Genomic DNA, 25,043 nt, shown 5'->3' with positions numbered 1-25,043 from the left:
AAATAATAAGGTTTAGTGAGTTGTTTGTGTACGGTTAGAAATAAGCGTACCAACCCCGTGATCTGTAAAGATTTCAAGTAGTGTTGCGTGCGGTACACGACCGTCAACAATATGTGCGCTCACAACACCACCTTTTACAGCGTCAAGGGCACAGCCTACTTTAGGAATCATTCCACCGTAAATTACGCCTGTTTCGATTAAACGGTCAACTTCTTGTGTCGTTAAACCGGTTAAAAGGTTTTTGTTTTCATCTAATACGCCACTAATATTAGTCAGCAGAATTAATTTTTCTGCGCCTAATGCTTCTGCGACCTTCCCAGCCACCAAGTCAGCATTAATATTGTAAGTATTACCTTTTTCATCAACACCTAATGGAGCAATAACAGGAATAAAGTCGCTTTGAGTAAACATCTCTAATACGTCAGTTTTAACCCCAGTCACCTCACCAACCATACCTAAATCGATATGTTTGATAGAACCGTCCTCTTCTTGTTTTTCCATTAATAATTTACGGGCACGTAATAAGTTACCATCTTGACCAGTCAAGCCAATTGCACGGCCGCCGTGTTTATTAATCAAATTAACAATAGATTTATTTACGCTACCGCCTAGGACCATTTCAACCACTTCCATCGTAGCTTCATCGGTCACACGCATACCATCAATACGGTCAGACTCACGTCCTAATTGCTTTAAGAAAGAGTCAACTTGTGGGCCACCGCCATGCACAACGATCGGGTTTAAACCCACAGTTTTAAGTAAAACGATATCGCGGGCAAATGAACTCTCCAATTCAGGATCAGTCATCGCATTACCACCGTATTTCACCACCAGCGTCTTACCAGAAAAACGTTGAATATATGGCAAAGCTTCAATCAAGATTTTTGCTTTGTCGACGCCGAGATGCTGATCTTGTGGCATTGCGCCTCTCCTTATTAGGCCTCAGAAAGTTCTTGTGCAATTTGCGGATAACGCTCTTGCAACATATCAATAAATTTTTGCTGGATTTCCTTTAAACGTAAAGGATTATCAGCGTCAAATCTTACGGTAAAATACTCACCTGTATTTGATGCTCGAATAATGCCAAAACCATCATCAAAATCAAGACGTACGCCATCAATTTTACTAATTCGAGCACCCAAACGATGGCTTAAAATTTCAATATCTTGTAGTACATGTTTAGGGTCGGACTGATGGGTGCCAATATAAGTATCTTCGGTACAGCATCTTTCAGGATAATTAGAAAATAAATCAGAAATTGTTGCCGCACTCGACTCGGTGAAATATTCCATTACACGTAATGCAGCGTACAAACCATCATCATACCCAAAACCACGCCCATCATTAAATACATAATGACCCGCGTATTCGCCCCCAAAAATAGCGTTACCATTTGATTGGGATAAATACGCGCGCAGGAAGCTACTTCCCGTGCGAATCATTTTGGGTTTACCACCAAGTCGCTCTACGGTTCTTTGAACCATGAGCGAGCATTTCACATCAAATACAATTTCTTTGTCTGGTTGCTGCTCCAGACACATTTGTGCAAATAGTGACAATAAACGGTCAGCAGTAAGTATATTGGCTTTTTCATCAAGCAATACGACACGGTCGCCATCACCATCAAGGGCAATACCAATATCTGCCCCCTGTTCAATAATCGTTTTACGTAGTTCTTTTAAATGCGCAGCATGTGAAGGGTCTGGTGCATGATCAGGGAACTCACCATTTGGAGTCGTACGTAAAGCAATGACTTCACAACCCATTTTTTCAAGTACGAGTTTTGAGCAATGCCCTGCCGATCCATGTAGGCCATCTAATACAACTTTTAAAGGGCGCTTGAGTTGAATATCGTTAAAGATTGCTTGTTGGTATTTTTTACAAAATTCTGAATTAAATTGAGGAGTTGATAATTCTAATAATGAAATTGTATGAGTAGGTACATAAGTTTGCGCAAATTCACCTACTTGCTGGATCATTTCAGGAGATGGAGGTTCACCTCTTAAAATCCATTTAATACCATTATCTGATTTAGGGTTATGGCTAGCTGTTACCATTATGCCATTACCACCAAACTCCCGTGCAATGTAGTACATCATCGGGGTTGAGCAACAACCAATATTTGTAACATTTAAACCCTGCTCTACTAATATCTCTTCGATTAAATGCGCATAAGCCGGACTCGTTAGGCGCGCATCATAACCAATAATCAGTTGAGTTTGTTCTGCTTGTTTATATTGTTGTGCCAATCCATAGGCAATTGAACGGACGACGTCCGTAGTTAAATAAGAAAGTTTGCCTCTAATATCGTAAGCACGGAAAATATTTTTTGGAAATGAGTGTCTTACATTCATAGCGTATCTTCTATTTAAAGATCAATTTGATCTATCGCAAAAACATAGAGTATTCAAAATCTGAAAAATGGGTATTTGCTAAAAAAAGTTAAAAGAATATGAGTAAAGCGTTTTGTAATATAATTCATTGTAACATTCAAGGTGTAAAAAGAAACACTTGTAAAACAAGCGTTTCTTTTCATTATTTTTTATAAATTAATTATTGTTTACCAGTGTGACCAAAGCCGCCTGCGCCACGTAAAGTTTCTTCAAATTCCTCTACTTGCTCAAATTCAGCCTGAACTACTGGAACTAAAACATACTGTGCTAAACGCTCACCTGGTTCTAAACGGAATGTGGTTTGACCACGGTTCCACACTGAAACCATCAACTCACCTTGATAATCCGAATCAATCAAACCAACTAAGTTGCCAAGCACGATACCGTGTTTATGGCCTAAACCTGAACGCGGTAGAATTAAACCAGCAAAATTCACATCATGAATATAAATTGCCATACCTGTTTTAACCAAAACAGTTTGGCCTGGTTCAATCTCAATTGCTTCATCTAAACAGGCACGTAAATCTAAACCTGCTGACCCTGCTGTTGCATATGAAGGTAAAGGCCACTCTTTACCTAAACGCGGATCGAGCAATTTAACTTGAACTTTCATGGGATTTCCTAAAAATTAAAAAAATTAACGCTTTAATAAAGCTTTTAAATTTGCCAAATATTGTTGAGCCTGTTCTTTAGGATCAACATTTGCTGCAATTTTCTTTTTACGCCCTAACCATTCGAGCTCATCTTGCGGAAGCTCATCGAGGAAACGGCTTGGGGTCATCTGTTTCATTTGACCACCATTTTTACGCTGCTCTGCCAAAGTCAAAGTTAAGCCTTGACGTGCACGGGTAATTCCCACGTACATAAGACGGCGTTCTTCTTCAATAGTTTCAGCAGCAATTGAGTTCTTATGCGGCAACAGCTCTTCTTCAAGACCCATAATATAGACATATGGGAATTCCAAACCTTTAGCGGCATGTAGAGTAAGTAAGTTCACTTTATCAGTGTCTTCTTCCTCTTGCTGTTGCTCTAACATATCAAGCAAGACTAGTTTTCGAATCACACTTTCAATGTTCTTTTCATCAACATCTTCAGCACGATTAATTAAGTTTTGAATACTGCTAAACAAGTTCTCGATATTATCGAGCTTACTTTTCTCTTGAGCAGGCGTTGCGGATTGCTCACGAATATAGTCGATATAACCCGCTTCATTCATCATTTGACGAACTTTAGGCACAGGCTCATCATCTTCCAACAACTCACGTGTAAACGTCGAGATAAAGTCAGCAAACTCATGCAATTGAGTTTCTGCCTTTTTAGGAAGTACCATACTTAAGCGCTGGTCAGAAGAAGCACCAAGTAAAGACAAATTATTTTCTTGTGCAAATAGGCCTAACTTCTCAAGAGTAACTGGGCCAATCGCACGTTTAGGCGTATTAATAATACGTAAGAAAGCACTGTCATCTTCTGGGTTAATAATAAGACGTAAATAACTCATTACATCTTTAATTTCTGCACGAGCGAAGAACGATGTACCGCCAGAGAGTTTGTACGGAATCTGCATTTGGCGAAGTTGTGTTTCCAATACACGCGCCTGGAAGTTACCACGGTACAATACAGCGTAATCTTTCCAGTTCTTACCATTCATAAGTTTGTGAGTCAGTAAGTCTTTGACTACACGTTCTGCTTCATCATCATCATTACGACAGGTAATAATTCTGATGACCTCACCATGCCCTTTATCACTCCACAATTTTTTATCAAAAATATGCGGGTTATTTTGAATTACACAGTTCGCAGCTTTCAAAATACGGCTGGTCGAGCGGTAATTTTGCTCAAGTTTAATAATATGTAGATTTGGGAAATCCTGTTTAAGCAAAGCCATGTTTTCAGGTTTAGCCCCACGCCATGCATAAATCGACTGGTCATCATCACCTACGGCAGTAAACTGCCCCATTACGCCAACTAGTAGTTTCACCAAAATATATTGCGCGGTGTTGGTATCTTGATACTCATCCACTAGCAAGTAACGAACACGGTTTTGCCATTTGTCACGTACTTCTGCATTTTCTTGCAATAAGCGGGTAGGCATAACAATGAGGTCATCAAAGTCAACTGCATTGTAAGCACGTAAATTACGTTCATAAAGTTGATAAAGATGGGCAAACTGGACATCTTCAGGAGTTTCACACGTCGAATGTGCTTGTTCAGGCAAAATCAGATCGTTTTTCCAATCTGAAATTTTCTTCATTGCCTTGGCAATTAGTTCTTTACTCTCTGCACCCGATAAATTATCGCGATGCATCAAATCCATCAAAATACGTTTACAGTCATCTGCATCCAAAATCGAAAAATTAGCTTTTAAAGGTAAATTTTTAAGTTCTAAACGTAAAAGATTTAAACCAAAAGTATGGAAGGTCGAAACGGACAAACCTTTTGCTTCTTCACGTGATAAAAGCTTAGTGACACGCTCTTTCATTTCACGTGCAGCTTTATTGGTAAAGGTCATCGCTGTAATACGATGCGCAGGAATACGGCAATGTTGCACCAAATAAGCAATTTTACGCGTAATTACCGATGTTTTACCTGAACCAGCGCCAGCAAGCACCAATAAAGGGCCTTGAGTATATTTCATGGCTTCTTCTTGCTTGTTGTTCAGTTGACTGGCAGATGACATCGTGTATTACCTCTTAATTTTTCGAGCATGATTATAGTCATCTCTTTTTTAGAATCCCAATAGTAAATCTACGGATATGTATAAATGATGTCTAATAATGCAATTTATGCGCCGCAGAATGTCGTGATTATTTTTTATACTTCACCCATAAAAAAACCACCCGAAGGTGGTTTTTGAAACAATAAACTAGATCTTATTGTTTAGCGTAAATGCTGATTTCTACACGGCGGTTTTGTTCACGACCAGAAGCAGTTGAGTTGTCTGCGATTGGGTTAGAAGAACCATAACCTTGTGCATCGATACGGCTAGATGGAACACCTTTACCAGCTAAATAGTTTTTAACTGATTGAGCACGCGCTTGAGATAATGGGATGTTAATAGAGTCATTACCAGTGTTATCTGTATAACCAGTAACTAAAATCGCGCTCTTGTTATCTTCAGCCAATGTTTGAGCTACTTTGTCCAAAGTTGCATAGAAGTTTGGCTTGATGTTTGATTTGTTAGTATCAAAAGTAATGCTACCAGGCATGATCAATTGAACAGAACCATCTGGGTTACGGCCTACTTCTACACCAGTACCAGCCATTTGTTCGCGTAATTTTTTCTCTTTTTGGTCAAGATATAAACCGCCAGCTGCACCAAGAACTGCACCAATTGCCGCAGCACGGTTGTTTTGACGGCTAGAGTTTGCATTTGATTTAGAAATACCGTAGCCAGCTGCTGCGCCGATCAAAGTACCTAATGCGGCTTTATCGTATTCAACGCCACCAAGGTTATTACCTGTTGTTTGACAACCAGAAAGTACTACTGCTGCCCCTACCACTGTTGAAATAACTAATGCACGCATTGCATGCCTCCTCACTTTGAGTGTTTTGTTGTTGAATGAATAATGAAACAAAAAGGAAGTATAAAACATTGATATTTTGTTAATAATAAACAGTTTAGTTATTTTTTTGTAATATTTTGATGCACTTTAAGGTGTGCACTCATCACAATTTCTTCATTGTTGTCTAAGATACCGTTGTATTTCATTTCACGATAGTTATAGTTGAACAACTTTCTATGGATTTTGGATATTCGGGGCCATTTATATGTCAACTGCACCCAATAAGCAATCTGCGCTAAAAAAAATTACACGTGGACTCACTGTAGGTACAGTCATCACAGGTAGCACTTTTTTTCATGGACCACCTGTCTTAGCTTTAGGTTTAACAAAGCTATTTAAAAAGTCTTCAAAAATTGATGAAACCAATATTCAAATTACTAATAGCTGGCTTGGTGTTAATAATTGGCTGATTGATCATGTTTTACCTAATTTAAAATGGGACATTAGCATTGACGAAGACCTTGATCTGAATATGCAAGGCCGTTATTTAATGACTTGTAACCATCAAAGTTGGGTTGATACCACAGTAAACCAATATTTCGGGTTAACCCGTATGCCGCTTACCCGCTTTTTTACCAAGTGGGAACTCATCTTTATTCCTTTCGTGGGTCAAGCTTTTAAAATCTTAGGCTTCCCAATGATGAAGCGTCATACAAAAGAGCAAATCGCGAAAAACCCTGAACTCAAAGACCGCGATATGATGGAAGCACGTAAAGCGTGTGAACAGCTCTTAAGTCAACCTTTTACATTATTAAATTATTTGGAAGGGACTCGTTTTACTCAGGAAAAACACGATAAACAAAAATCACCATATAAACATTTATTAAAACCTAAAGCAGGTGGTTTAGCTCTGGCGTTAAATATTTTGGGCGACAAAATTGATGCTTTAGTTGATATGACCATTGTCTACCCTGATGGCGTACCAGGTTATGGCGATTTCTGGCTAGGTGACGTTTCAAAAATTGCGGTCAATCTTCGTAAAATTGAAATACCAGACTGGGTTCTCGGGGGCAATTATGAAGATGACCCAGTTTACCGTGAACGTTTTCAACAATGGGTACATGAACTCTGGACTGAAAAAGATCAGCTCATCGAGAAAATGAAAGCTCAATACGCGACTACGAATCTTTAAAAAAGAATCCACTTTTATGCAAAACAGTTCCGGAAAGCAAACGAAATATCACCGTGTAGATTCAAGCAGCCTTTCATTTAAGCTGTTTTTGGTCTACGACATCTTTATGGTGTTTATTATCATTTTCAATCTGTTCTGTCTTGCAGCCAACTTCTTTTTAATGAGCAGTATTGGGGCATGGTTCTTTGAACATATCCATTTGCCCCAAGTATTGTCTTTCTACCGTACCCATTTACACCCATGGGTTATTACCTCTGAAGCCTGGTTTATTGGTTTTCTAATTATTGAACTACTGGTCCGTTGGGGAATTGCTATCGTTTATAAACATCATAAGCGTTGGTTCTTCTTCCCTTTCATTCACTGGTATGAAATTTTAGCTATTATTCCTCAGCTACGTTTTCTACGTTTATTCCGTGCCGGGATTATTGCATACCGTTTACACGAACTTGGTTATCCGGTTATTCCTGAAAGCTGGAGAAAGACAGGTCTCTTTTATTACCGTGTGGTTATGGAAGAGTTGTCGGATCGCGTAGTGATTACCGTAATTGACGGTATTCGATATGAGCTTGAAACGAGTTCTAGCCATAAACAAATTATTCATGATTTGGTTAATCATCATCGTGAACAATTTACCGTAACCCTAACTGCCCTATTACAAGAATCTTTAGCAACTGCTTTAAAAGAACAAAAGCCTGCAATCACCCGAGCTGTCGGACAAATTGTAGATCAAGCAATACAAGATACGCCTGAATTAACACAATTATTAAGGCTTATTCCACTTGTAGGGGGACGTATTGAGCAACAAATTCAAAGTATTGGTCAACGTCTTGGTGAAAATATCAGTGCTGGTTTAATAGAACCGTTAATTGAAGGTTCAGCCGCACACCCTAATTCAACTTATCAATTAATTTCTCAAAAAATTAGCCATATAAATATTGATAACCATGAACTTGAGCAGCTGGTTGAGTCTGTCGTTTTTGAAACGCTAGAAGCTGTCCGTAAACAAGTTAAAGTTAAACAGTGGCAACAAACACTCGCGGAGTATGATCGAATCAAAGAATAAGCATTTATTTATTTTTTTATAAATCACGCTAGAGAATTGGTACGATTTGTTCTAGCATTTGCTCTATTTACAATAAACTTAACGATATTACAGCTCGTTTTAACGCCTTGAAGGAAGACTTATGGCTGATATCCGGATTACCGGCAGAATGGTTAACTTTAGCAGGATAACCTTCGATACGAATGATCATGATGTGATCCGCCAGCAATTATCAAATATATTAAATGAAGGTTCCTATCAGGGAACTGTCGTTATTATAGATAGTACTGTTGAACAAGAGCTTATTGCTTTAATTCAGCTGTTAGTCAGCATGGGCTTACAGCCTATGGCTGTCATTGACGGTATTTTAGGCGACGAAGCACGCGCCATTCAGTTCCCTGTATTACCGGCAGATCAACCATTACAACGTATTAAACCAACTGCAGAGCAAGTTGCAATTGTAGAGAAGCCTAGCTCTGCACAAGCTTCAGTAGAAACAAAAAAACCACTAAATAATAATGCAGTTGCCCATATTACCTCTTATCATGATGAAATTTTGCGTACAGGCCAATCTCTTGTACAAGACCAAGGCGATATTATTTTAAAAGCTGGCATGAATAGTGGTTCCGAAGTGATTGCTTCAGGAAATATACATATTTATGGCACGGTTCGTGGTAGAGTCATTGCTGGTGCGGGTGGGCACGCTGCTGCACGCATTTTTTGCCAATCTTTAGAGGCTGAACTCGTTTCCATTGCCGGAACATATTGTGTCGCAGATGATATCCCTAAACATGTGGTAAAAAAGCCAGTACATATTTATTTAAATGAAAAGCAAGAGCTTGAATTTGAAGCTCTAGAACTTTAGTTTATTAAGCAAATCACCAAAAAACAGCCCTTTTAAGGGTGTATGTATGACCATAATAGGAGTGGATTCGGTGGCCAAAATTGTTGTCGTAACATCAGGCAAAGGTGGTGTAGGTAAAACTACAACGAGTGCATCTTTTGCAACAGGTTTAGCCCTTCGTGGTCATAAAACTGTTGTGATTGACTTTGATGTAGGCTTACGTAACCTTGATTTAATTATGGGTTGTGAGCGTCGTGTTGTTTATGATTTCGTCAATGTAATTAATAATGAAGCACGTCTGCAACAAGCCCTTATTCGCGATAAAGATATCGAAAACCTTTACATTTTGCCGGCTTCCCAAACCCGTGATAAAGATGCTTTGAGCGACGAAGGTGTTGCTCGTGTAATTGATGAGCTTTCTCAAGAATTTGATTACATTATTTGTGACTCACCTGCGGGGATCGAGCGTGGTGCAATTTTAGCAATGTACCATGCAGATGAAGCAATCATTGTGACGAACCCTGAAATTTCTTCAGTACGTGACTCTGACCGCATCATCGGAATGTTAGATAGCAAAACTAAAAAAGTTGAACACAACGAAGGACGTATACGTAAACATTTATGTATTACACGTTTTAACCCTGAACGTGCTGACCGTCAGGAAATGCTGACGATTGATGATATTTCTAAAGATATTTTACGCGTACCGACATTAGGTGTTATTCCTGAATGTCCAAGTGTATTACAAGCATCAAACGAAGGTAAGCCAGTTATTCTGTATTCAGAAACTAAAGCTGGACAAGCGTATGATGACTTGGTTGCTCGCTTTCTTGGCGAAGACCGCCCTTATCGACACATCACAGCTCAACCTAAAGGCTGGTTAGCACGACTATTTGGAGCGTAGATATGGCAGGATTCTGGAGTAAATTATTTAGCAGTGAAGAAAAACCATCAAGTGCTCAAACTGCCAAAGATCGTTTAAAAGTCATTGTTGCATCAGAACAAGGTTTAGGCCGTCGTTTAAGCCAAGACAAGATTGACCAAATGAAGAAAGAAATCATGCAGGTGGTCAGTCGTTATGTTAGCGGTGTAGGCGAACAGCATATCCAAATGCAAGTTCGTTCTGAGGCGAACATCGAAATGTTAGAAATGAATATCAATTTACCTGAAGAACGATAATTCTATTTCTGACTATTCAATAAAACAGAATCAAGGCAAAATAACGCAAGTTATTTTGCCTTTTTTAAAATGAGGAGATTGTCATGGCATTATCACAGCCAGCAACTTTCAATGAAGAATGGTCCGATGAGCGTGTTTTTGCCTACCTCAACCAACTTCCTCCAAATGGTGTGAACGCAGACTTCCATGTGCTCTACCATGCTTTCAAACATATGCGTCCAAATGACTATGAACGTCTTTTAACTAAATTTGTTGCAGATGGACGAGATATTAATGCGACTAATCCGGAAGGCGAACGCATCCATGACGTGATTGCTAAATTCCCACGTCAATCAGCGCCGTTTTTAGAAGTTTTAGCAAAGTTTGCTTAAGCTTTTTTTATTTGAATAAGACTGCATAATCTATCTTAGTAAAATTTAGTAGATAGATTATGTGGTTCATTCAAATATCTAAATTATTTACTTTTATAAAAAATAATCTTAAAGTCATCAGCACTATTTCATTCCAAATATAAATTCATGAATCCAGAACCTACTAATTTAAATCAAACACAATCCATCCAATCAAATCAAATCAAATCAAATCAAATCAAATCAAATCAAATCAAATCAAATCAAATCAAATCAAATCAAATCAAATCAAATCAAATCAAATCAAATCATATAGAAAATTTAAAAGTTATTAGTGTCAATAAGTTTATCTTTCTATCCTTAATTTCCTTTGGCTTATACCCAATTTGGTGGATGTTTAAAGCATGGCGATTTTTTCTAATCAAAGATAAGTTAAATATTATGCCCGCTGCTCGTGCAATTTTTTCTATATTCTTTTTATATTCACTATTTAATCGGATAAAAACTTATGCAAAAGAACAAGGGTATATTAATGATTTCTCTTCAGGTTGGATGTATTTAGGATATCTCATTACATCTTTACTGGTTCGCCTACCTGATCCTTACTGGCTTATCTCTCTCTGCAGCATTATATTTTTAATACCAGCCTTTAAAGCGTTGAATTATGCACAAAAACAAATAGAAACAACAATTAAGCAAGAAAAATTCAATACACCTCAAATCATTTTAATTATTATAGGTTCTATCATGTGGCTGCTGATTCTTTTCAGTTTTGTTATATTATTCCTATATAAGTGATCTAAAAGTTAGTAATTAAAAAAGCCTCATAAAGAGGCTTTTTTATTATCTGGATTTATCGGTTTCCAATCAGGAAAATACCGAAAACGGTAAAAATACCACCTGAAATACCATCAATCCATTTTGAAAAATTACGGTAAGCGGCTCTAAAACTCGGTAATGAAAAAATAAAAGTCACAAAGCAGAACCATAAAATTGTTTCAACCGACACAATAATAAAAAGCAGCCAATGAACTTGATCAAGCTGAGGGTTTGCTAAAAATAAAGAGAATACACTACCAAAATAGATCACAGCTTTAGGGTTCGATAAATTGGTGAGTAATCCCTTCATAAAAAATAAATACGGCGCTTTCGGTAATTCAACAGTTGTCACCTCTTCCTGCTGATTTTTTGAAAATGCCGAACGTAACATTTGGTATCCTAACCAGCATAGGTATAAACCGCCTGCAATAAGTAAACCTTGCTTTAACCAAGCCATTTTCTCAAAAATAATATTTAAGCCCATCAATGCTAAAGAAGCCCAAAACATAACACCCGCTGTTATTCCTGCAACAACCAGCATTGCTTCTTTACGAGATCGGCTCACTGCGGTCTGTGATACCAGAAAAAAATCAGGCCCTGGAGTAATAAGCGCACAAAAATGAATAAAAGCTAACGTAATTAACGCGACTAACATGTTGTCCTCCTGATTTGTTTCATTGTTATTTATTGAGAAGCACACATTAGCATTTTTTACTATTTGATAAAATCTCAAACTACCCGTAGTAATTATTATTTTTAACCATAAAAAAAGCCTCCGAAGAGGCTTAATTTTAACTATAGATATTAAACTAAAATATCGCGCTTACCGTTGGCCCCCATAGCACTCACAATACCATTCTCTTCCATTTGATCAATGATACGAGCGGCACGGTTATAACCAAGGCTAAACTTACGCTGTAATGAAGATGTAGAAGCTTTTCGAGTTTCTAAAACAAACGATACACATTGATCATAAAGTGCATCACGGTCTGAACCACCATCACCTTCTTCAAAGCCACGCGAAGCAGGCTCCTCATCAAATGGAGTTAAGATCTCATCTACGTAGTCTGGTTCGCCACGTTCACGCCATGCATCACAAATACGGTTAACTTCATCATCACTAATAAATGCACCATGCACACGTTCTGGCTCAATTTTACCTGGCCCTAAGAACAGCATATCACCATGGCCTAACAAGTCTTCTGCACCACCTGCATCCAAAATAGTACGTGAGTCAATTTTACTGTTTACACGTAAAGCTACACGCGTTGGAATATTGGCTTTAATAAGACCCGTAATGACATCTACCGATGGACGTTGAGTTGCAAGCAATAAGTGAATACCAGCAGCACGAGATTTTTGCGCCAAACGTGTAATCATTTCTTCTGCTTTCTTACCAACTTGCATGATCATATCAGCGAACTCATCTGCCACAATCACAATTGATGGTAATGGCGTTAAACGAGGTGCACGCTCTTGTGTCGCTGAATCACTTGGTTTCCATGTTGGATCAATCAAGTCTTCTCCATTTGCAAGCGCTTCTTCAACTTTTCGGTTGTAGTCACTTAACTTACGAATTTTAAGGAACGACATAAGCTTATAACGGCGTTCCATTTCATTTACACACCAGTTTAATGCACTCACTGCATCTTTCATGTCAGTGACTACAGGCGTTAATAAATGCGGAATATCGTTGTAGTTTGCAAGTTCTAGCTGTTTCGGGTCAATTAAAATCAGACGCAATTGGTCAGGGGTATATTTAAGTAACATCGATAAAATCATCGAGTTAACGGCAACAGATTTACCAGAACCTGTAGTACCCGCAACCAACATATGCGGTGCTTTTGCCAAGTCTGTTAGAACCGGATTACCTGAAATATCTTTACCCATTGCCATACTAATGAGAGCACTTGGGTCACGATATGCGGGTGTTTCCAATAGTTCAATCAAACGTACCATTTCACGAGCACTATTTGGAACTTCAATACCAATATATGGTTTACCCGGAATAACCTCTACCACACGTACAGAAGCCATAGACATTGAACGTGCCAAGTCACGGGAAATATTAGTCACTTTAGATGCTTTCACACCCGGTGCTAAATCTAATTCAAAACGTGTAACCACTGGACCCGGCTGAGCTTCAACCACCTGAGCCTTCACGTTAAACTCTTGTAACTTGATCTCAAGCAATTCAGATAAACGGGAAAGCTGTTCCTCGGTAAAGTTAACTTTCTTATTTGGGTCAACCTTATCAAGCAATTCAAAGCCCGGTAATGTTGGTAAATCTAAACGTTTTTTGGCCACTTGCATGGCACGAGACATTGGTCGACCTGATGCATCTGTTAGAGGCGCATCAAAATCAAACTCATCCTCAAGGTCATCCTGAGGCTTTCCAGCAGTTTCCTGCCAAGCTTCAATAAATTCTTCTTTTGACAGCTTCTCTGCACCAATCGTAGTTTGAATAGGCGCTTTTACAAAAGCCGAAGATTGCGCATAGCTACTTGCCTTGATCGGTTGAGTTGCTGGCGGGATATCCTCATCAATCAATAGGTCATCAAAATCATCAAAGACTTCTTCATTCGATAAATTTTTAGGTGACTGATTTAAATTCGTTACAGGTACAGATGATTCAACTAATGTTTGAGAAGCTTGCGGTGTAACTTCTGGTTCAACATGATGATCTTGAACAAATGGCGTATGCACGTCAGTTGCCGTTTTACTATTTGGAACTGCAGCAAGTAGTTCATCAAAAATCTCATCATCATTCCAATCTAAACCTTGATGAGTATCCGATGGTTGATTTTGTTTAGCCTGATAAACTGTTTGCTGAAATTGCTCATGAGTCGAAGGCTGTTCACTTGAATCATCAGCAGCTCTTAACAGCGCATCAATTTCTTGTTTATGGCTTACATCATCACGCTGTAACGCACGCCAAACCTCCCCCGTAGCCACTAAACGCTCACTGTCTTTTTTAAGTTGTTGGGCTTGCTCAAGTGTACGCTCAAAGTTTTCTGGCTGAGGAGTTGGTTTTTCTTCAATTGTTTCAGGTTGACTTTGTTCTTTAGCTAAAACGTCGGCAAATAAACGCTCTGCTATTTCATCATGTCGTGTAGAGCTCGCTTTGCTTTGAGCTTTTTCTGGTTGGGCATTTAGCTCTACTTCATCCGTAACTTCTTCTGCTTTAGGCATCTCTGCAACTTTTACCGTTGCTGCTTTATTCGCAGGCTGTGTGGTTAAGTCATAAGCAGATTCGTTAGGAGATACATTTTTATAGAATAAATCTTGTAAATAACCAGGCATTGCTTTGAGCGTAACCCATGTTTTGCTCCACTGCACCCCAAATGCCAAAGTGAACAATACCACTCCGAAAACAAGTAGAAATAATGTCGCACCATAAATTGTTAACAGTTGAGATAAGCTTTGCCCCAACTCATAACCAATAATCCCACCTGCGGCATTATCTAAAGTATCTGCAGGTACATTCCAGTGAAGGTAAAGCAAACTCGAAACAACAAGAATTAAGAAGAACTGCGCAGCATAACGGAATGGGCGGTTTAGAAAACTATGTGGCCACCAGACTTGAATCGCTTCAACAAATAGGAAGATTGGAATAAGTAAACTTGCCCAACCTAAAAAGCCAAACAGCAAATCTGCAATCCATGCACCGGCAATACCACTTGCATTGGATACTTGCTGAGTATCACTTGAAATATGCATCCAGCCCGGATCAAATGGTGTATATGTTACTGTCGCCAGAAACATATAAATCCCAAAAGAGACCAAGAATAATGTCATCAATAAGCGCTGTGCATAAACACTTGACACCGCAGTCATATACTGTCCTGTAACCCATTTAATTATTGGTTTAGAGATGTGAAGACCTACATTTCAGATCTTCAACGATTGAACTTTATATTATGCACCTGTTCTTACAAAAAAGGTGCATGATTCTTTACAGTTGTTGTTAACATAAGGCTCTTCTATATTGTTATATAACTTAATTCGATTGACCTGATCAATATTATCCACATTGATTTAACGCTATTGGTCGGCAATTTCACGTATAATTTTCAAAATTCTCGAAATAAATAAGGATACCCTCAATGAGTGCTCGTCATTCTCGGTTAATTATTCTCGGTTCTGGCCCTGCGGGTTATAGTGCAGCTGTTTATGCAGCACGTGCAAATCTTAAACCAACACTTATTGCAGGTTTACAGCTTGGCGGCCAACTTACAACAACAACCGAAGTTGACAACTGGCCGGGCGATCCTGAAGGTTTGACTGGTCCTGTCCTAATGGACCGTATGCAAGCACATGCTGAACGCTTTGGTACCGAACTTGTCTATGATCATATTAATGAAGTGGACTTAAATGTACGTCCTTTTGTTCTTAAAGGTGATATGGATGAGTACACTTGTGATGCTTTAATTATTGCAACTGGTGCGACAGCTCAATATCTTGGCTTAGAGTCTGAACAAAAATTTATGGGTCAAGGCGTGAGCGCATGTGCAACATGTGATGGCTTCTTCTACAAGAACCAAAATGTGATGGTTGTTGGTGGTGGTAATACTGCTGTTGAAGAAGCACTTTATTTATCAAATATTGCTGAACATGTGACACTTGTACACCGCCGCGATTCTTTACGCTCTGAGAAGATTTTACAAGATCACTTATTTGCTAAAGAAAAAGAAGGCAAAATCAGTATCGTTTGGAACCATGAGGTTGAAGAAGTTCTTGGTGACAATACTGGCGTAACAGGTGTTCGCTTAAAATCTACGAAAGATGACAGCAAACAAGAAGTACAAGTTCAAGGCTTATTCATTGCAATTGGCCATAAACCAAATACCTCTATGTTTGAAGGTCAGCTAAACTTACGTGATGGCTATATCCAAGTACAAAGTGGTACTTCAGGTAACGCAACAGCGACTTCTGTAGCAGGCGTTTTTGCTGCTGGTGATGTTGCTGATAGTATCTATCGTCAAGCGATTACTTCGGCGGGTTCAGGCTGTATGGCTGCACTAGATGCCGAAAAATATCTAGATAACCTTTAAGTTTAGATATTTCAAACAGCCGTTTTATAACGGCTGTTTTTTTGGAATTTATAATAATTACTGGCTGCCCTGTATTAATTTTTATAGCATAGCCCTAAAGCACATATTATTTTGGTTTTATGAAAACACTGCCTCTATCTCAATATATTTTCCCAGATCCGGAGGAATCAGATCCAGATGGTCATGGCTTAATTTGTATAGGCGCTGACCTCTCCCCTTCCACACTCTATGAAGCGTATACACATGGGCTTTTCCCATGGTTTAATGAAGATGAACCCATTTGTTGGTGGAGCCCTGAACCACGCTGTATCATTTATCCTCAAAACTATAAACCGAGTAAATCGCTTATTCGGAACATGAAAAAATATGATTACACCATTACGGTAAATCGTGCTTTTGAGCAAGTCATTCGCTCATGTTCACTACCTCGAAGCTATGCTAATGAAACATGGATTAGTGAAGATATTATTGAAGGCTATTGTGGAATGTTTGATGCCGGTTATGGCTATAGCGTAGAAGTCTGGCAAGAAGAGCAGCTGGTAGGTGGTTTATATGGGGTAACGATCGGTAAAGGTTGTTTTGGCGAGTCTATGTTTAGTACCCAAACCGATGTTTCTAAAATGGCTTTTTATACGTTAATGTTAATTGGTCAAGAAAATCAGCTTCCTTGGGTTGACTGTCAACTTGTCAATAGTCACTTAATTAGTCTTGGGGCTTGTACACTTTCTCGGCAAGAATATCTTAAATCGTTACAAGATGTAATTATTCACCCCTCTATCAATTGGAAAAAGTATCAAGAACGTGTATTTTCAAGTAAAACAATAGCATTAAATGCAAAATTAATGGAATGATAACAGGAGGGACCAATCATGAAATCATATCACCCGAAGTCCCTTTTAAATGATCTGCAATATTATATTACTCCACCTCATGATTGCAGCTATTTAGAAAATAAATCAGCACGCATGGTCTTTTTAGACCCGATTCATCGGATTGATGTGGTGACGCTTTCTGAATTATCGCGATTAGGTTTTCGTCGTAGTGGCGACTTTGTATACCGTCCTGAATGTCATTTATGCAGGCAGTGTTTATCTTGTCGTGTACCTGTTGCCGATTTCCAAATGAACAGCATGCAAAAAAAAGCATGGAAGCGAAATCAAGATCTCACCATGACTGTTCTACCAACACGGCAAGCCTCACAAATTCATTATGATCTATATGAACGTTACATTAACGAGCGCCATGCCGATGGTGATATGTTTCCGCCAAGTTTAGATCAGTTTGAAAAATTCTTGGTCCATAGCTGTACAGATAGTTTCTTCTTAGAACTATGGAAAGACAATCGTCTTATTAGCGTTTCGACTTGTGATTTAATGGATGATGGGTTATCTGCCGTCTATACGTTCTTTGACCCAGATGAACACCGTAGATCTTTAGGCGTTTATTCAATTCTGAATCAAATCGAATATGTAAAAACACTCGGTTTAGAATATGTCTACTTAGGCTATTGGGTTCCCCACTCAGCTAAAATGAACTATAAATCTCAATATACGCCGCTAGAACTTTTACTAGATGGGCAATGGCGCCGCTTAAATAGATCATTATCACCAGAAGAGATCAATCAGTTAGGCAATTCCCTCATGACCACATTACCTTCTGAATGGAATAATTTAATTATTAAATAATCTGCTTCTGTCTTGTTGTTCAAACAGCAACAAGACAGGCATTCTTAGAATAAAGAAGCAAAATCATCAGTACAGCTTTTTACCATAATAACGGCATTTTCACGCCCACCCTCTTGGGTTGGATAATAGTTACGACGCACATCAATTTGGTGAAACCCTGTTTTTTCGTATAAACCAATAGCAGCTTTATTACTTTCACGTACCTCTAGAAAAATTTGTACGGGGTGATTTTCTAAACGCTCAATCGACGCATCTAACAACTGATATCCTAATCCTTTACCTTGCATTTGAGGATCAATTGCCATGAGCAGTAAATTCGCTTCATCTAATACAGGTTGTAAAATACAAAAACCAACCACCTTATTATTTAATTCTATTACCGTACATTGGTAAGAATTTAAAGATTCTACAAATTGCTGCCTAGACCATGGGTGTGTTTGAACAAGCTTCTCAATTTGAGCAACACTATCAATATCTGAGGCTTGCATAGTACGAATCATGAGTTTCAACACATTTTTAGATTTCAAAGTAAACGTATTATAGAAACTTAAATAGAAAAAACGAGTAAAAAAAAGAGCAATTAAATTGCTCTTTTCCAGTCAGTTTTTTTAAAGACCTAATTTTTCACGCCAAGTGGCCAATAAAGCTGTCGTATCCGAATCATTTGGATGGAATTTTGGTCTTAAGAAATCTAATAATTCTGGAATTTGACGAGTCATAAAACCTTTACGGCCATACATGAACTTAAGCATGTATTTGGTATCTTTCCATGTTAATTTATCATCAGTCTTAAGTAACTTAGCAGTAAAATAAGACTGAGTAGCAAAAATTAAGGCCATTGCAATGATTAAAGCAGTTGAACGCATAAAATAAGCTTTTGGCCCCTGCCCATACATATTGGTATAGACATCAAACGCTACAGCTTTGTGTTCATTTTCTTCTACCGCATGCCACATCCATAAGTGATACATAGTGTCATCTTGGAACATGGCTTGAATTTCAGGGTTTTGTAAAAGCTCAGCCGCAATAGTTGAGGTAAAATGTTCTAACGCACAGGTACCTGTTAAATCAATCATTTCTTTTGTATAACCAAAAGGTTTCATTAGCTTGGTTACAACCGCAGTACCTACTTTAATAACTTTACCTGTTTGTTTTTCCATTTTACGAACATCATATCCATACGCCTGCGCAGAAGCATTAAATGCAAGATGCTCTTTAGAATGCATAGCTTCTTGGCCAATAAAAGCACTTATTTCTTTTTGAAGTGCTGGATCAGCCAGTTTAGGATCATTTCGCACAGCACGAGTACTGTTTACAAAGAACTGCTCTCCTTCCGGAAAAAGAGCTGATAATGCTGTCATAAAATGAGTTAATCCTGCATCGTAATTTGCCCAATAGCGTGGAACTTGAGCAAACTCAAAGTCCATACGACGCACAGGGAAACTTGCTCCGGCACGATTAGAAATATTTACTTTAGCATTCATGTCAGACTCCTTTAAGCGAATCGAAAATTCACTTATATCCTTATTTATTTTCTTAATATTTATAATAATACGCCTTTAAAGGCGCTATTTAAGTGCAGATGAGGCCAGCAAATTATCAGATGAGGTCATCAATAGCCTCATACTAGGGCAAAATTAACAAGTATCTTTTAAAAGTGGATCATAATTTATAGACAATAAAAAAGGACTGCTAACAGCCCTTTTCACTTACTTTCAGCTTACAGTCCAAGTTTAGATTTCCAAGTTTTTAACAAACTAACCGTATCTAAATCATTCGGGTGGAAACCTGGTTTAAAATAAGCCAACATCTCTTTAGCCATACCCGTAATAATGCCTTTCGACGGGCTATAACCATATTTATAAATCACAAACAACTCATCTAAGTTTAATTTATGGTCTTGCTTTAAAAGACGAACCACAAACGAAGATTGAATTGCGAAAATAAGAGCCATTGCAAAAACAAGTGAACTTGTGCGTAAAGCATAAGCTTTTACACCTTTACCAAAGACACCTTCATACACATCAAATGCAACTGCTTTATGTTCATTTTCTTCTATTGCGTGCCAATACCACATGGTTGACATCGTTTTATCTGTCATCAACTCTTGAATATAGGTATTAACTAAAAGCTGAGATGCAATGGTTGCAGTAAAATGTTCAAGGGCTGTAGTAGCAGTTAGGTCCACCATTTCTTGCGTCATACCAAATGGTTTTACGAGCTTTGCAAAAGTTTTACGGGCAGTTTGAATAGCCGTATCGGTGAACTTTTCTAAAGTTTCAACATCATGACCAAATTTTTGGGCAGAAGCATTAAAGTTTACATGCTCTTGAGTATGCATCGCCTCTTGACCAATGAAAGCACTGATTTCTTTTTGTAGCTCTTCATTGTCTTTAATTGCTGGGTGATAACGCACAGCACGCACACTATCAATAAAGAACTTTTCACCAGCTGGAAATAGCGCTGATAACGCTGTCATAAAATGTGTAAGTCCAGCGGAACCATTCATCCAGTATTCTGGCACATCATTAAAATCAAAGTTCATACGACGTACAGGAAAGCTTGCCCCTGCACGATTTGTGATATTCACTTTAGCATTCATATTGAAAGCTCCTTACCAGTAACCTAAGTTACTTAAACTTTATTGTTCGTTTTCTTGATTCTTATCATACAAACTTAATAAAAAGGCTTAAGTGCAAATAGGGACATTGAAGTATCAGTTAAGGCCAGCTTTCAACTGAATTGTCTAACAATTCGATATAAAAAAAGCGCCCCAAAAGGAGCGCTTTTTTCACTGAAAAGTGATTATGCAGTTACTTTAGCAACAACACCAGCACCTACAGTACGACCACCCTCACGGATCGCAAAACGTAGACCTGGGTCCATTGCGATTGGGTGGATTAATTCTACTGACATTTCAACGTTGTCACCTGGCATTACCATTTCAACGCCTTCTTTCAACTGGATCGCACCAGTTACGTCAGTTGTACGGAAGTAGAACTGTGGACGGTAACCATTTAAGAATGGAGTGTGACGACCACCTTCTTCTTTAGAAAGTACGTATACTTCTGCGTCGAATTTAGTGTGCGGCTTGATTGTACCTGGTTTAGCAAGTACTTGACCACGTTGTACTTCTTCACGCTTAGTACCACGAAGTAAGATACCACAGTTCTCACCTGCACGGCCTTCGTCAAGAAGTTTACGGAACATTTCTACGCCAGTTACAGTTGTTTTAACTGTATCTTTAATACCAACGATCTCTACTTCTTCACCAACTTTGATGATACCAGCTTCAACACGGCCTGTTACTACTGTACCACGACCAGAAATTGAGAATACGTCTTCGATTGGCATCAAGAATGCTTTGTCGATTGCACGCTCTGGCTCTGGGATGTAAGAGTCAAGTGCTGCTACAAGAGCAAGAACTGATTCTTCACCGTAAGGACCAGCTTCACCGTTAAGCGCTGCAAGAGCTGAACCACGGATTACTGGAGTGTCATCACCTGGGAAGTCATAAGTAGAAAGAAGTTCACGTACTTCCATTTCTACTAATTCAAGTAATTCTTCGTCATCCACAAGGTCGCATTTGTTTAAGAATACGATGATGTAAGGTACACCTACCTGACGAGAAAGAAGGATGTGCTCACGAGTTTGTGGCATTGGACCGTCAGTTGCAGCACATACAAGGATCGCGCCGTCCATCTGAGCAGCACCAGTGATCATGTTTTTAACGTAGTCGGCGTGGCCTGGGCAGTCAACGTGTGCGTAGTGACGAGTTGGAGAATCGTATTCTACGTGTGATGTATTAATTGTAATACCACGTGCTTTTTCTTCAGGTGCTGAGTCGATTTGTGAGTAATCTTTCGCTTCACCGCCGTAAGTTTTTGCACAAATTGTTGCAATCGCAGCAGTTAAAGTTGTTTTACCATGGTCAACGTGACCGATTGTACCCACGTTTACGTGTGGTTTATTACGTTCAAACTTGGCTTTAGCCATGATGATCTTCCTTTATTAACTACTCATGGAGGGTCACTCCATGAGCACTTGGTTTTTAACTAAGAATTAGTTAGGGCTTATAGTAATCGAAAGATTACTCGTCGTCACCTTTTTTACCGCCAGCTTGGAATTTAGCGATGATGCCTTCAGCCACGTTACGTGGAGTTTCAGCATATTTAGCAAATTCCATTGAGTATGTCGCACGACCTTGAGACATAGAACGCATTTGAGTCGCGTAACCAAACATCTCAGCAAGTGGAACTTCTGCTTTAATTGCTTTTGTTCCACCAGGAAGATCGTCCATACCTTGAACCATACCACGACGACGGTTTAAGTCACCCATGATATCGCCCATGTAGTCTTCTGGAGTCTCAACTTCAACTTTCATGATAGGTTCAAGAAGAACAGGATCTGCTTTCATGAAACCATCACGGAATGCGTAAGAACCAGCCATTTTGAACGACAATTCGTCAGAGTCGACATCGTGGTAAGAACCGTCAAAAAGAACAGCTTTAACGCCTACAACTGGGTAACCAGCCAAGACACCATTCTTCATACGTTCTTGAATACCTTTGTCAACTGCACCGAAGAATTCTTTAGGTACTACACCACCAACAACTTCTTCAGCGAATTCGTATTCTTTACCAGCAGCTTCAACGTCAAGCGGTTCTAAACGAACATATACGTGACCGAATTTACCTTTACCACCTGTTTGACGTACGAATTTACCTTCTTGCTCAACAGTTTTCTTAATCGTTTCACGATAAGCAACCATTGGTTTACCGATATTCGCTTCAACACCGAATTCACGCTTCATACGGTCAACGATGATGTCAAGGTGAAGCTCACCCATACCAGCAATAATTGTCTGACCAGATTCTTCATCAGTGTGAACACGGAATGAAGGGTCTTCTTTAGCCAAACGGCCTAAAGCGATAGACATTTTTTCTTGGTCAGCTTTAGTTTTTGGTTCAACCGCTAACTGAATTACTGGATCTGGGAATTCCATACGTTCAAGTGTAATGATGTTTTTCTCATCACATAATGTATCACCAGTAGTAACGTCTTTAAGACCTACACACGCTGCGATATCACCTGCACGGATTTCATCAATATCTTGACGTTCGTTTGCGTGCATTTGCACGATACGACCGATACGTTCACGCTTAGATTTAACTGGGTTATAAACAGCATCACCTTGTTTAAGAACACCAGAGTAAACACGTACGAATGTTAAGTTACCTACGAATTTGTCGTTCATGATTTTGAACGCAAGCGCAGAGAACGGAGCTTCGTCAGATGCTTCACGAGACGCTTTAGTTTCGTCTTTATCGTCAAGGATACCTTCGATCGCTTTAACTTCTGTAGGTGATGGTAAGAATTCAATTACAGCGTCCAACATACGTTGAACACCTTTGTTCTTGAATGCAGAACCACAAAGCATTACTTGGATTTCAGAAGCTAATGTACGAGCACGTAAACCTGCGATGATGTCTTCTTTAGAAAGATCACCCTCTTCAAGGTATTTGTCCATTAACTCTTCAGAAGCTTCAGCAGCAGCTTCAACCATGTTTGTACGCCATTCTTGAGCAGTATCAACTAGGTCAGCTGGAATCTCGCCGTATTCAAACTTCATACCTTGAGAAGCTTCATCCCAGATAATTGCCTTCATTTCGATAAGGTCAACTACACCAGTGAATGTGTCTTCAGCACCGATTGGCACAACGATTGGCACAGGATTCGCACCAAGACGTGTTTTCATTTGTTCAACAACACGGAAGAAGTTTGCACCAGTACGGTCCATCTTGTTCACGAATGCTAAACGAGGCACTTTATATTTGTTAGCCTGACGCCATACAGTTTCAGACTGAGGCTGTACACCACCAACTGCACAGTAAACCATGCAAGCACCGTCAAGAACACGCATAGAACGCTCAACTTCGATTGTGAAGTCAACGTGTCCCGGTGTATCAATTACGTTGATACGGTGTTGTGGGAATTGGTTACCCATACCAGACCAGAAACAAGTTGTTGCAGCAGAGGTAATTGTAATACCACGCTCTTGCTCTTGTTCCATCCAGTCCATTGTTGCTGCACCGTCGTGTACTTCACCAATTTTGTGAGATACACCTGTGTAGAACAAAATACGTTCAGTTGTAGTTGTTTTACCTGCGTCGATGTGCGCAGAGATACCGATGTTACGGTAACGAGTAATTGGGGTTTGGCGAGCCATGATGTCTACATTCCTAAATGTTATCTTTAAAACAGGGCGCACCAATTAAATTGATGCGCACGAATACTCAAGCGGGGCAACTTAAATACCCGCAAAGCCCCCACTTTGGTAGAGAGCAATGTTGAATCTAGCTACTGTATGCATGAGTATTCTCCTGATTAGGGACTGTTTTATCCGCTTAGAAACGGTAGTGAGAGAAGGCTTTGTTAGCTTCTGCCATACGGTGCACGTCTTCACGTTTTTTGATCGCAGCACCTTTGCCTTCAGCTGCATCAAGCAACTCGCCAGCAAGACGTAAAGCCATAGTTTTTTCAGAACGCTTAGCAGCAGCATCTACTAACCAACGCATTGCTAAGGCAGTACGACGGGATGGGCGTACTTCCATAGGTACTTGATAAGTAGCACCACCAACACGGCGTGCTTTTACTTCGACCATAGGACGAACTTTTTCAAGAGTAGTCTCGAAAAATTCAACTGGGTCTACTTTGTTTTTTTCTTGAACGCGTTCTAAAGCACCGTAAACGATACTTTCAGCAATAGATTTTTTACCATCTTGCATTACGTGGTTCATGAATTTAGCGATTGTTTGGCTGCTAAATTTAGGATCTGGAAGGATCTCACGAGCAGCGACTACGCGACGTCTTGGCATTTTAATACACCTAATAATATGACACTTCAGGATGATCCAGCAGTTTGTACAAGTGTCATGTACACGACGCTGGCCTTACTATACGTCGCTTGAATTACAAATCT

The 25,043-nt window shown here is 39.2% G+C and carries 23 protein-coding genes; 10 read left to right on the top strand and 13 right to left on the bottom strand.

All coding sequences use genetic code 11. The features are described 5' to 3' along the window. Positions 1 to 12: 12 nt before the first annotated feature. From argB to EG365_RS12615, 5 genes are all read right to left on the bottom strand, one after another. Positions 13 to 921, bottom strand: coding sequence for an acetylglutamate kinase (argB, locus tag EG365_RS12635; protein ID WP_001135419.1), 909 nt, complete (start codon positions 919 to 921; stop codon positions 13 to 15). A 14-nt stretch (positions 922 to 935) separates the two neighbouring features. Then, positions 936 to 2,354 carry a phosphomannomutase/phosphoglucomutase gene (locus EG365_RS12630; protein ID WP_001102845.1) on the bottom strand — a complete coding sequence of 473 codons (1,419 nt, stop codon included), beginning with the start codon at positions 2,352 to 2,354 and terminating at the stop codon, positions 936 to 938. Positions 2,355 to 2,553: 199 nt separating this feature from the next. Beyond that, a complete protein-coding gene (gene dut / locus EG365_RS12625; RefSeq protein WP_000868152.1) occupies positions 2,554 to 3,006 on the bottom strand; it encodes a dUTP diphosphatase in 453 nt (150 codons plus the stop codon). 24 nt (positions 3,007 to 3,030) lie between these two features. Beyond that, positions 3,031 to 5,070: a DNA helicase Rep gene (gene rep / locus EG365_RS12620; protein ID WP_000093035.1), complete on the bottom strand. Its 2,040-nt coding sequence runs from the start codon at positions 5,068 to 5,070 to the stop codon at positions 3,031 to 3,033. A 193-nt stretch (positions 5,071 to 5,263) separates the two neighbouring features. Next, positions 5,264 to 5,917, bottom strand: a complete 654-nt coding sequence (locus EG365_RS12615; protein ID WP_001202415.1) for an OmpA family protein — start codon at positions 5,915 to 5,917, stop codon at positions 5,264 to 5,266. A 244-nt stretch (positions 5,918 to 6,161) separates the two neighbouring features. Here EG365_RS12615 and EG365_RS12610 point away from each other — a divergent pair, with 244 nt between their 5' ends. The 7 genes from EG365_RS12610 (at position 6,162) to EG365_RS12580 (ending at position 11,301) form a co-directional block, all read left to right on the top strand. Then, on the top strand, positions 6,162 to 7,088 hold the full coding sequence (locus EG365_RS12610) for an acyltransferase (RefSeq protein WP_000100965.1): 927 nt from the start codon (positions 6,162 to 6,164) through the stop codon (positions 7,086 to 7,088). A gap of 16 nt (positions 7,089 to 7,104) precedes the next feature. After that, positions 7,105 to 8,151: a hypothetical protein gene (locus EG365_RS12605; RefSeq protein WP_001181639.1), complete on the top strand. Its 1,047-nt coding sequence runs from the start codon at positions 7,105 to 7,107 to the stop codon at positions 8,149 to 8,151. A 121-nt stretch (positions 8,152 to 8,272) separates the two neighbouring features. Continuing rightward, positions 8,273 to 8,995: a septum site-determining protein MinC gene (minC, locus tag EG365_RS12600; protein WP_000763677.1), complete on the top strand. Its 723-nt coding sequence runs from the start codon at positions 8,273 to 8,275 to the stop codon at positions 8,993 to 8,995. A 70-nt stretch (positions 8,996 to 9,065) separates the two neighbouring features. After that, on the top strand, positions 9,066 to 9,878 hold the full coding sequence (gene minD / locus EG365_RS12595) for a septum site-determining protein MinD (RefSeq protein WP_001074362.1): 813 nt from the start codon (positions 9,066 to 9,068) through the stop codon (positions 9,876 to 9,878). Between the two features lie 2 nt (positions 9,879 to 9,880). Then, positions 9,881 to 10,153: a cell division topological specificity factor MinE gene (gene minE, locus EG365_RS12590; protein ID WP_000896934.1), complete on the top strand. Its 273-nt coding sequence runs from the start codon at positions 9,881 to 9,883 to the stop codon at positions 10,151 to 10,153. An 83-nt stretch (positions 10,154 to 10,236) separates the two neighbouring features. Further along, entirely contained in the window at positions 10,237 to 10,524 is a 288-nt protein-coding gene (locus tag EG365_RS12585) for a PA4642 family protein (RefSeq protein WP_001218560.1), read from the top strand. A gap of 147 nt (positions 10,525 to 10,671) precedes the next feature. Then, entirely contained in the window at positions 10,672 to 11,301 is a 630-nt protein-coding gene (locus tag EG365_RS12580) for a tyrosyl-tRNA synthetase (protein ID WP_030424333.1), read from the top strand. Between the two features lie 55 nt (positions 11,302 to 11,356). Here EG365_RS12580 and rhtC read toward each other — a convergent pair whose 3' ends face one another. Together rhtC and EG365_RS12570 are read right to left on the bottom strand one after the other, a co-directional pair. Beyond that, a complete protein-coding gene (gene rhtC, locus EG365_RS12575; protein WP_000959259.1) occupies positions 11,357 to 11,977 on the bottom strand; it encodes a threonine export protein RhtC in 621 nt (206 codons plus the stop codon). Between the two features lie 149 nt (positions 11,978 to 12,126). Continuing rightward, positions 12,127 to 15,159, bottom strand: a complete 3,033-nt coding sequence (locus EG365_RS12570) for a DNA translocase FtsK (RefSeq protein WP_000127823.1) — start codon at positions 15,157 to 15,159, stop codon at positions 12,127 to 12,129. Positions 15,160 to 15,428: 269 nt separating this feature from the next. Between EG365_RS12570 and trxB the strand changes: the two genes are divergently transcribed. The 3 genes from trxB (at position 15,429) to EG365_RS12555 (ending at position 18,061) form a co-directional block, all read left to right on the top strand. After that, a complete protein-coding gene (trxB, locus tag EG365_RS12565; RefSeq protein ID WP_001276144.1) occupies positions 15,429 to 16,376 on the top strand; it encodes a thioredoxin-disulfide reductase in 948 nt (315 codons plus the stop codon). 119 nt (positions 16,377 to 16,495) lie between these two features. Beyond that, complete coding sequence (aat, locus tag EG365_RS12560; RefSeq protein WP_000854785.1) at positions 16,496 to 17,227, top strand: leucyl/phenylalanyl-tRNA--protein transferase; 732 nt, start codon at positions 16,496 to 16,498, stop codon at positions 17,225 to 17,227. Between the two features lie 18 nt (positions 17,228 to 17,245). Continuing rightward, entirely contained in the window at positions 17,246 to 18,061 is an 816-nt protein-coding gene (locus EG365_RS12555) for an arginyltransferase (RefSeq protein ID WP_000844343.1), read from the top strand. Between the two features lie 44 nt (positions 18,062 to 18,105). On the opposite strand, the gene rimI is transcribed toward EG365_RS12555, so the two are convergent. The 6 genes from rimI to rpsG form a co-directional block, all read right to left on the bottom strand. Continuing rightward, positions 18,106 to 18,561 (bottom strand): ribosomal protein S18-alanine N-acetyltransferase, encoded by a 456-nt coding sequence (gene rimI / locus EG365_RS12550; RefSeq protein WP_000621543.1) that lies wholly within the window; start codon positions 18,559 to 18,561, stop codon positions 18,106 to 18,108. Positions 18,562 to 18,669: 108 nt separating this feature from the next. Beyond that, a complete protein-coding gene (locus tag EG365_RS12545) occupies positions 18,670 to 19,545 on the bottom strand; it encodes a metal-dependent hydrolase (protein WP_000992291.1) in 876 nt (291 codons plus the stop codon). 236 nt (positions 19,546 to 19,781) lie between these two features. Further along, positions 19,782 to 20,663: a metal-dependent hydrolase gene (locus tag EG365_RS12540; RefSeq protein ID WP_000992305.1), complete on the bottom strand. Its 882-nt coding sequence runs from the start codon at positions 20,661 to 20,663 to the stop codon at positions 19,782 to 19,784. Positions 20,664 to 20,866: 203 nt separating this feature from the next. Next, the gene (gene tuf / locus EG365_RS12535) at positions 20,867 to 22,057 is read right to left on the bottom strand and encodes an elongation factor Tu (RefSeq protein WP_001029610.1); all 1,191 of its coding nucleotides are present in this window, start codon (positions 22,055 to 22,057) and stop codon (positions 20,867 to 20,869) included. Between the two features lie 94 nt (positions 22,058 to 22,151). After that, a complete protein-coding gene (gene fusA / locus EG365_RS12530) occupies positions 22,152 to 24,290 on the bottom strand; it encodes an elongation factor G (RefSeq protein WP_000113824.1) in 2,139 nt (712 codons plus the stop codon). A 178-nt stretch (positions 24,291 to 24,468) separates the two neighbouring features. Next, positions 24,469 to 24,939, bottom strand: coding sequence for a 30S ribosomal protein S7 (gene rpsG, locus EG365_RS12525; protein WP_001138055.1), 471 nt, complete (start codon positions 24,937 to 24,939; stop codon positions 24,469 to 24,471). Between the last annotated feature and the right edge of the window lie 104 nt (positions 24,940 to 25,043).

Origin of the sequence: Acinetobacter sp. FDAARGOS_494, from assembly GCF_003812225.1 — a bacterium.
Lineage (GTDB): Bacteria > Pseudomonadota > Gammaproteobacteria > Pseudomonadales > Moraxellaceae > Acinetobacter > Acinetobacter baumannii.
Note: the sequence above shows the minus strand (reverse complement) of the source record. Positions and strands in the feature narration are given on the sequence as shown.

Excerpts from the sequence above, each read along its gene's own strand:
- argB (WP_001135419.1), bottom strand. The coding sequence starts at position 921 with ATGCCACAAGATCAGCATCTCGGCGTCGACAAAGCAAAAATCTTGATT.
- EG365_RS12630 (WP_001102845.1), bottom strand. The coding sequence starts at position 2,354 with ATGAATGTAAGACACTCATTTCCAAAAAATATTTTCCGTGCTTACGAT.
- dut (WP_000868152.1), bottom strand. The coding sequence starts at position 3,006 with ATGAAAGTTCAAGTTAAATTGCTCGATCCGCGTTTAGGTAAAGAGTGG.
- rep (WP_000093035.1), bottom strand. The coding sequence starts at position 5,070 with ATGTCATCTGCCAGTCAACTGAACAACAAGCAAGAAGAAGCCATGAAA.
- EG365_RS12615 (WP_001202415.1), bottom strand. The coding sequence starts at position 5,917 with ATGCGTGCATTAGTTATTTCAACAGTGGTAGGGGCAGCAGTAGTACTT.
- EG365_RS12610 (WP_000100965.1), top strand. The coding sequence starts at position 6,162 with ATGTCAACTGCACCCAATAAGCAATCTGCGCTAAAAAAAATTACACGT.
- EG365_RS12605 (WP_001181639.1), top strand. The coding sequence starts at position 7,105 with ATGCAAAACAGTTCCGGAAAGCAAACGAAATATCACCGTGTAGATTCA.
- minC (WP_000763677.1), top strand. The coding sequence starts at position 8,273 with ATGGCTGATATCCGGATTACCGGCAGAATGGTTAACTTTAGCAGGATA.
- minE (WP_000896934.1), top strand. The coding sequence starts at position 9,881 with ATGGCAGGATTCTGGAGTAAATTATTTAGCAGTGAAGAAAAACCATCA.
- EG365_RS12585 (WP_001218560.1), top strand. The coding sequence starts at position 10,237 with ATGGCATTATCACAGCCAGCAACTTTCAATGAAGAATGGTCCGATGAG.
- EG365_RS12580 (WP_030424333.1), top strand. The coding sequence starts at position 10,672 with ATGAATCCAGAACCTACTAATTTAAATCAAACACAATCCATCCAATCA.
- rhtC (WP_000959259.1), bottom strand. The coding sequence starts at position 11,977 with ATGTTAGTCGCGTTAATTACGTTAGCTTTTATTCATTTTTGTGCGCTT.
- EG365_RS12570 (WP_000127823.1), bottom strand. The coding sequence starts at position 15,159 with ATGACTGCGGTGTCAAGTGTTTATGCACAGCGCTTATTGATGACATTA.
- trxB (WP_001276144.1), top strand. The coding sequence starts at position 15,429 with ATGAGTGCTCGTCATTCTCGGTTAATTATTCTCGGTTCTGGCCCTGCG.
- aat (WP_000854785.1), top strand. The coding sequence starts at position 16,496 with ATGAAAACACTGCCTCTATCTCAATATATTTTCCCAGATCCGGAGGAA.
- EG365_RS12555 (WP_000844343.1), top strand. The coding sequence starts at position 17,246 with ATGAAATCATATCACCCGAAGTCCCTTTTAAATGATCTGCAATATTAT.
- rimI (WP_000621543.1), bottom strand. The coding sequence starts at position 18,561 with ATGATTCGTACTATGCAAGCCTCAGATATTGATAGTGTTGCTCAAATT.
- EG365_RS12545 (WP_000992291.1), bottom strand. The coding sequence starts at position 19,545 with ATGAATGCTAAAGTAAATATTTCTAATCGTGCCGGAGCAAGTTTCCCT.
- EG365_RS12540 (WP_000992305.1), bottom strand. The coding sequence starts at position 20,663 with ATGAATGCTAAAGTGAATATCACAAATCGTGCAGGGGCAAGCTTTCCT.
- tuf (WP_001029610.1), bottom strand. The coding sequence starts at position 22,057 with ATGGCTAAAGCCAAGTTTGAACGTAATAAACCACACGTAAACGTGGGT.
- fusA (WP_000113824.1), bottom strand. The coding sequence starts at position 24,290 with ATGGCTCGCCAAACCCCAATTACTCGTTACCGTAACATCGGTATCTCT.
- rpsG (WP_001138055.1), bottom strand. The coding sequence starts at position 24,939 with ATGCCAAGACGTCGCGTAGTCGCTGCTCGTGAGATCCTTCCAGATCCT.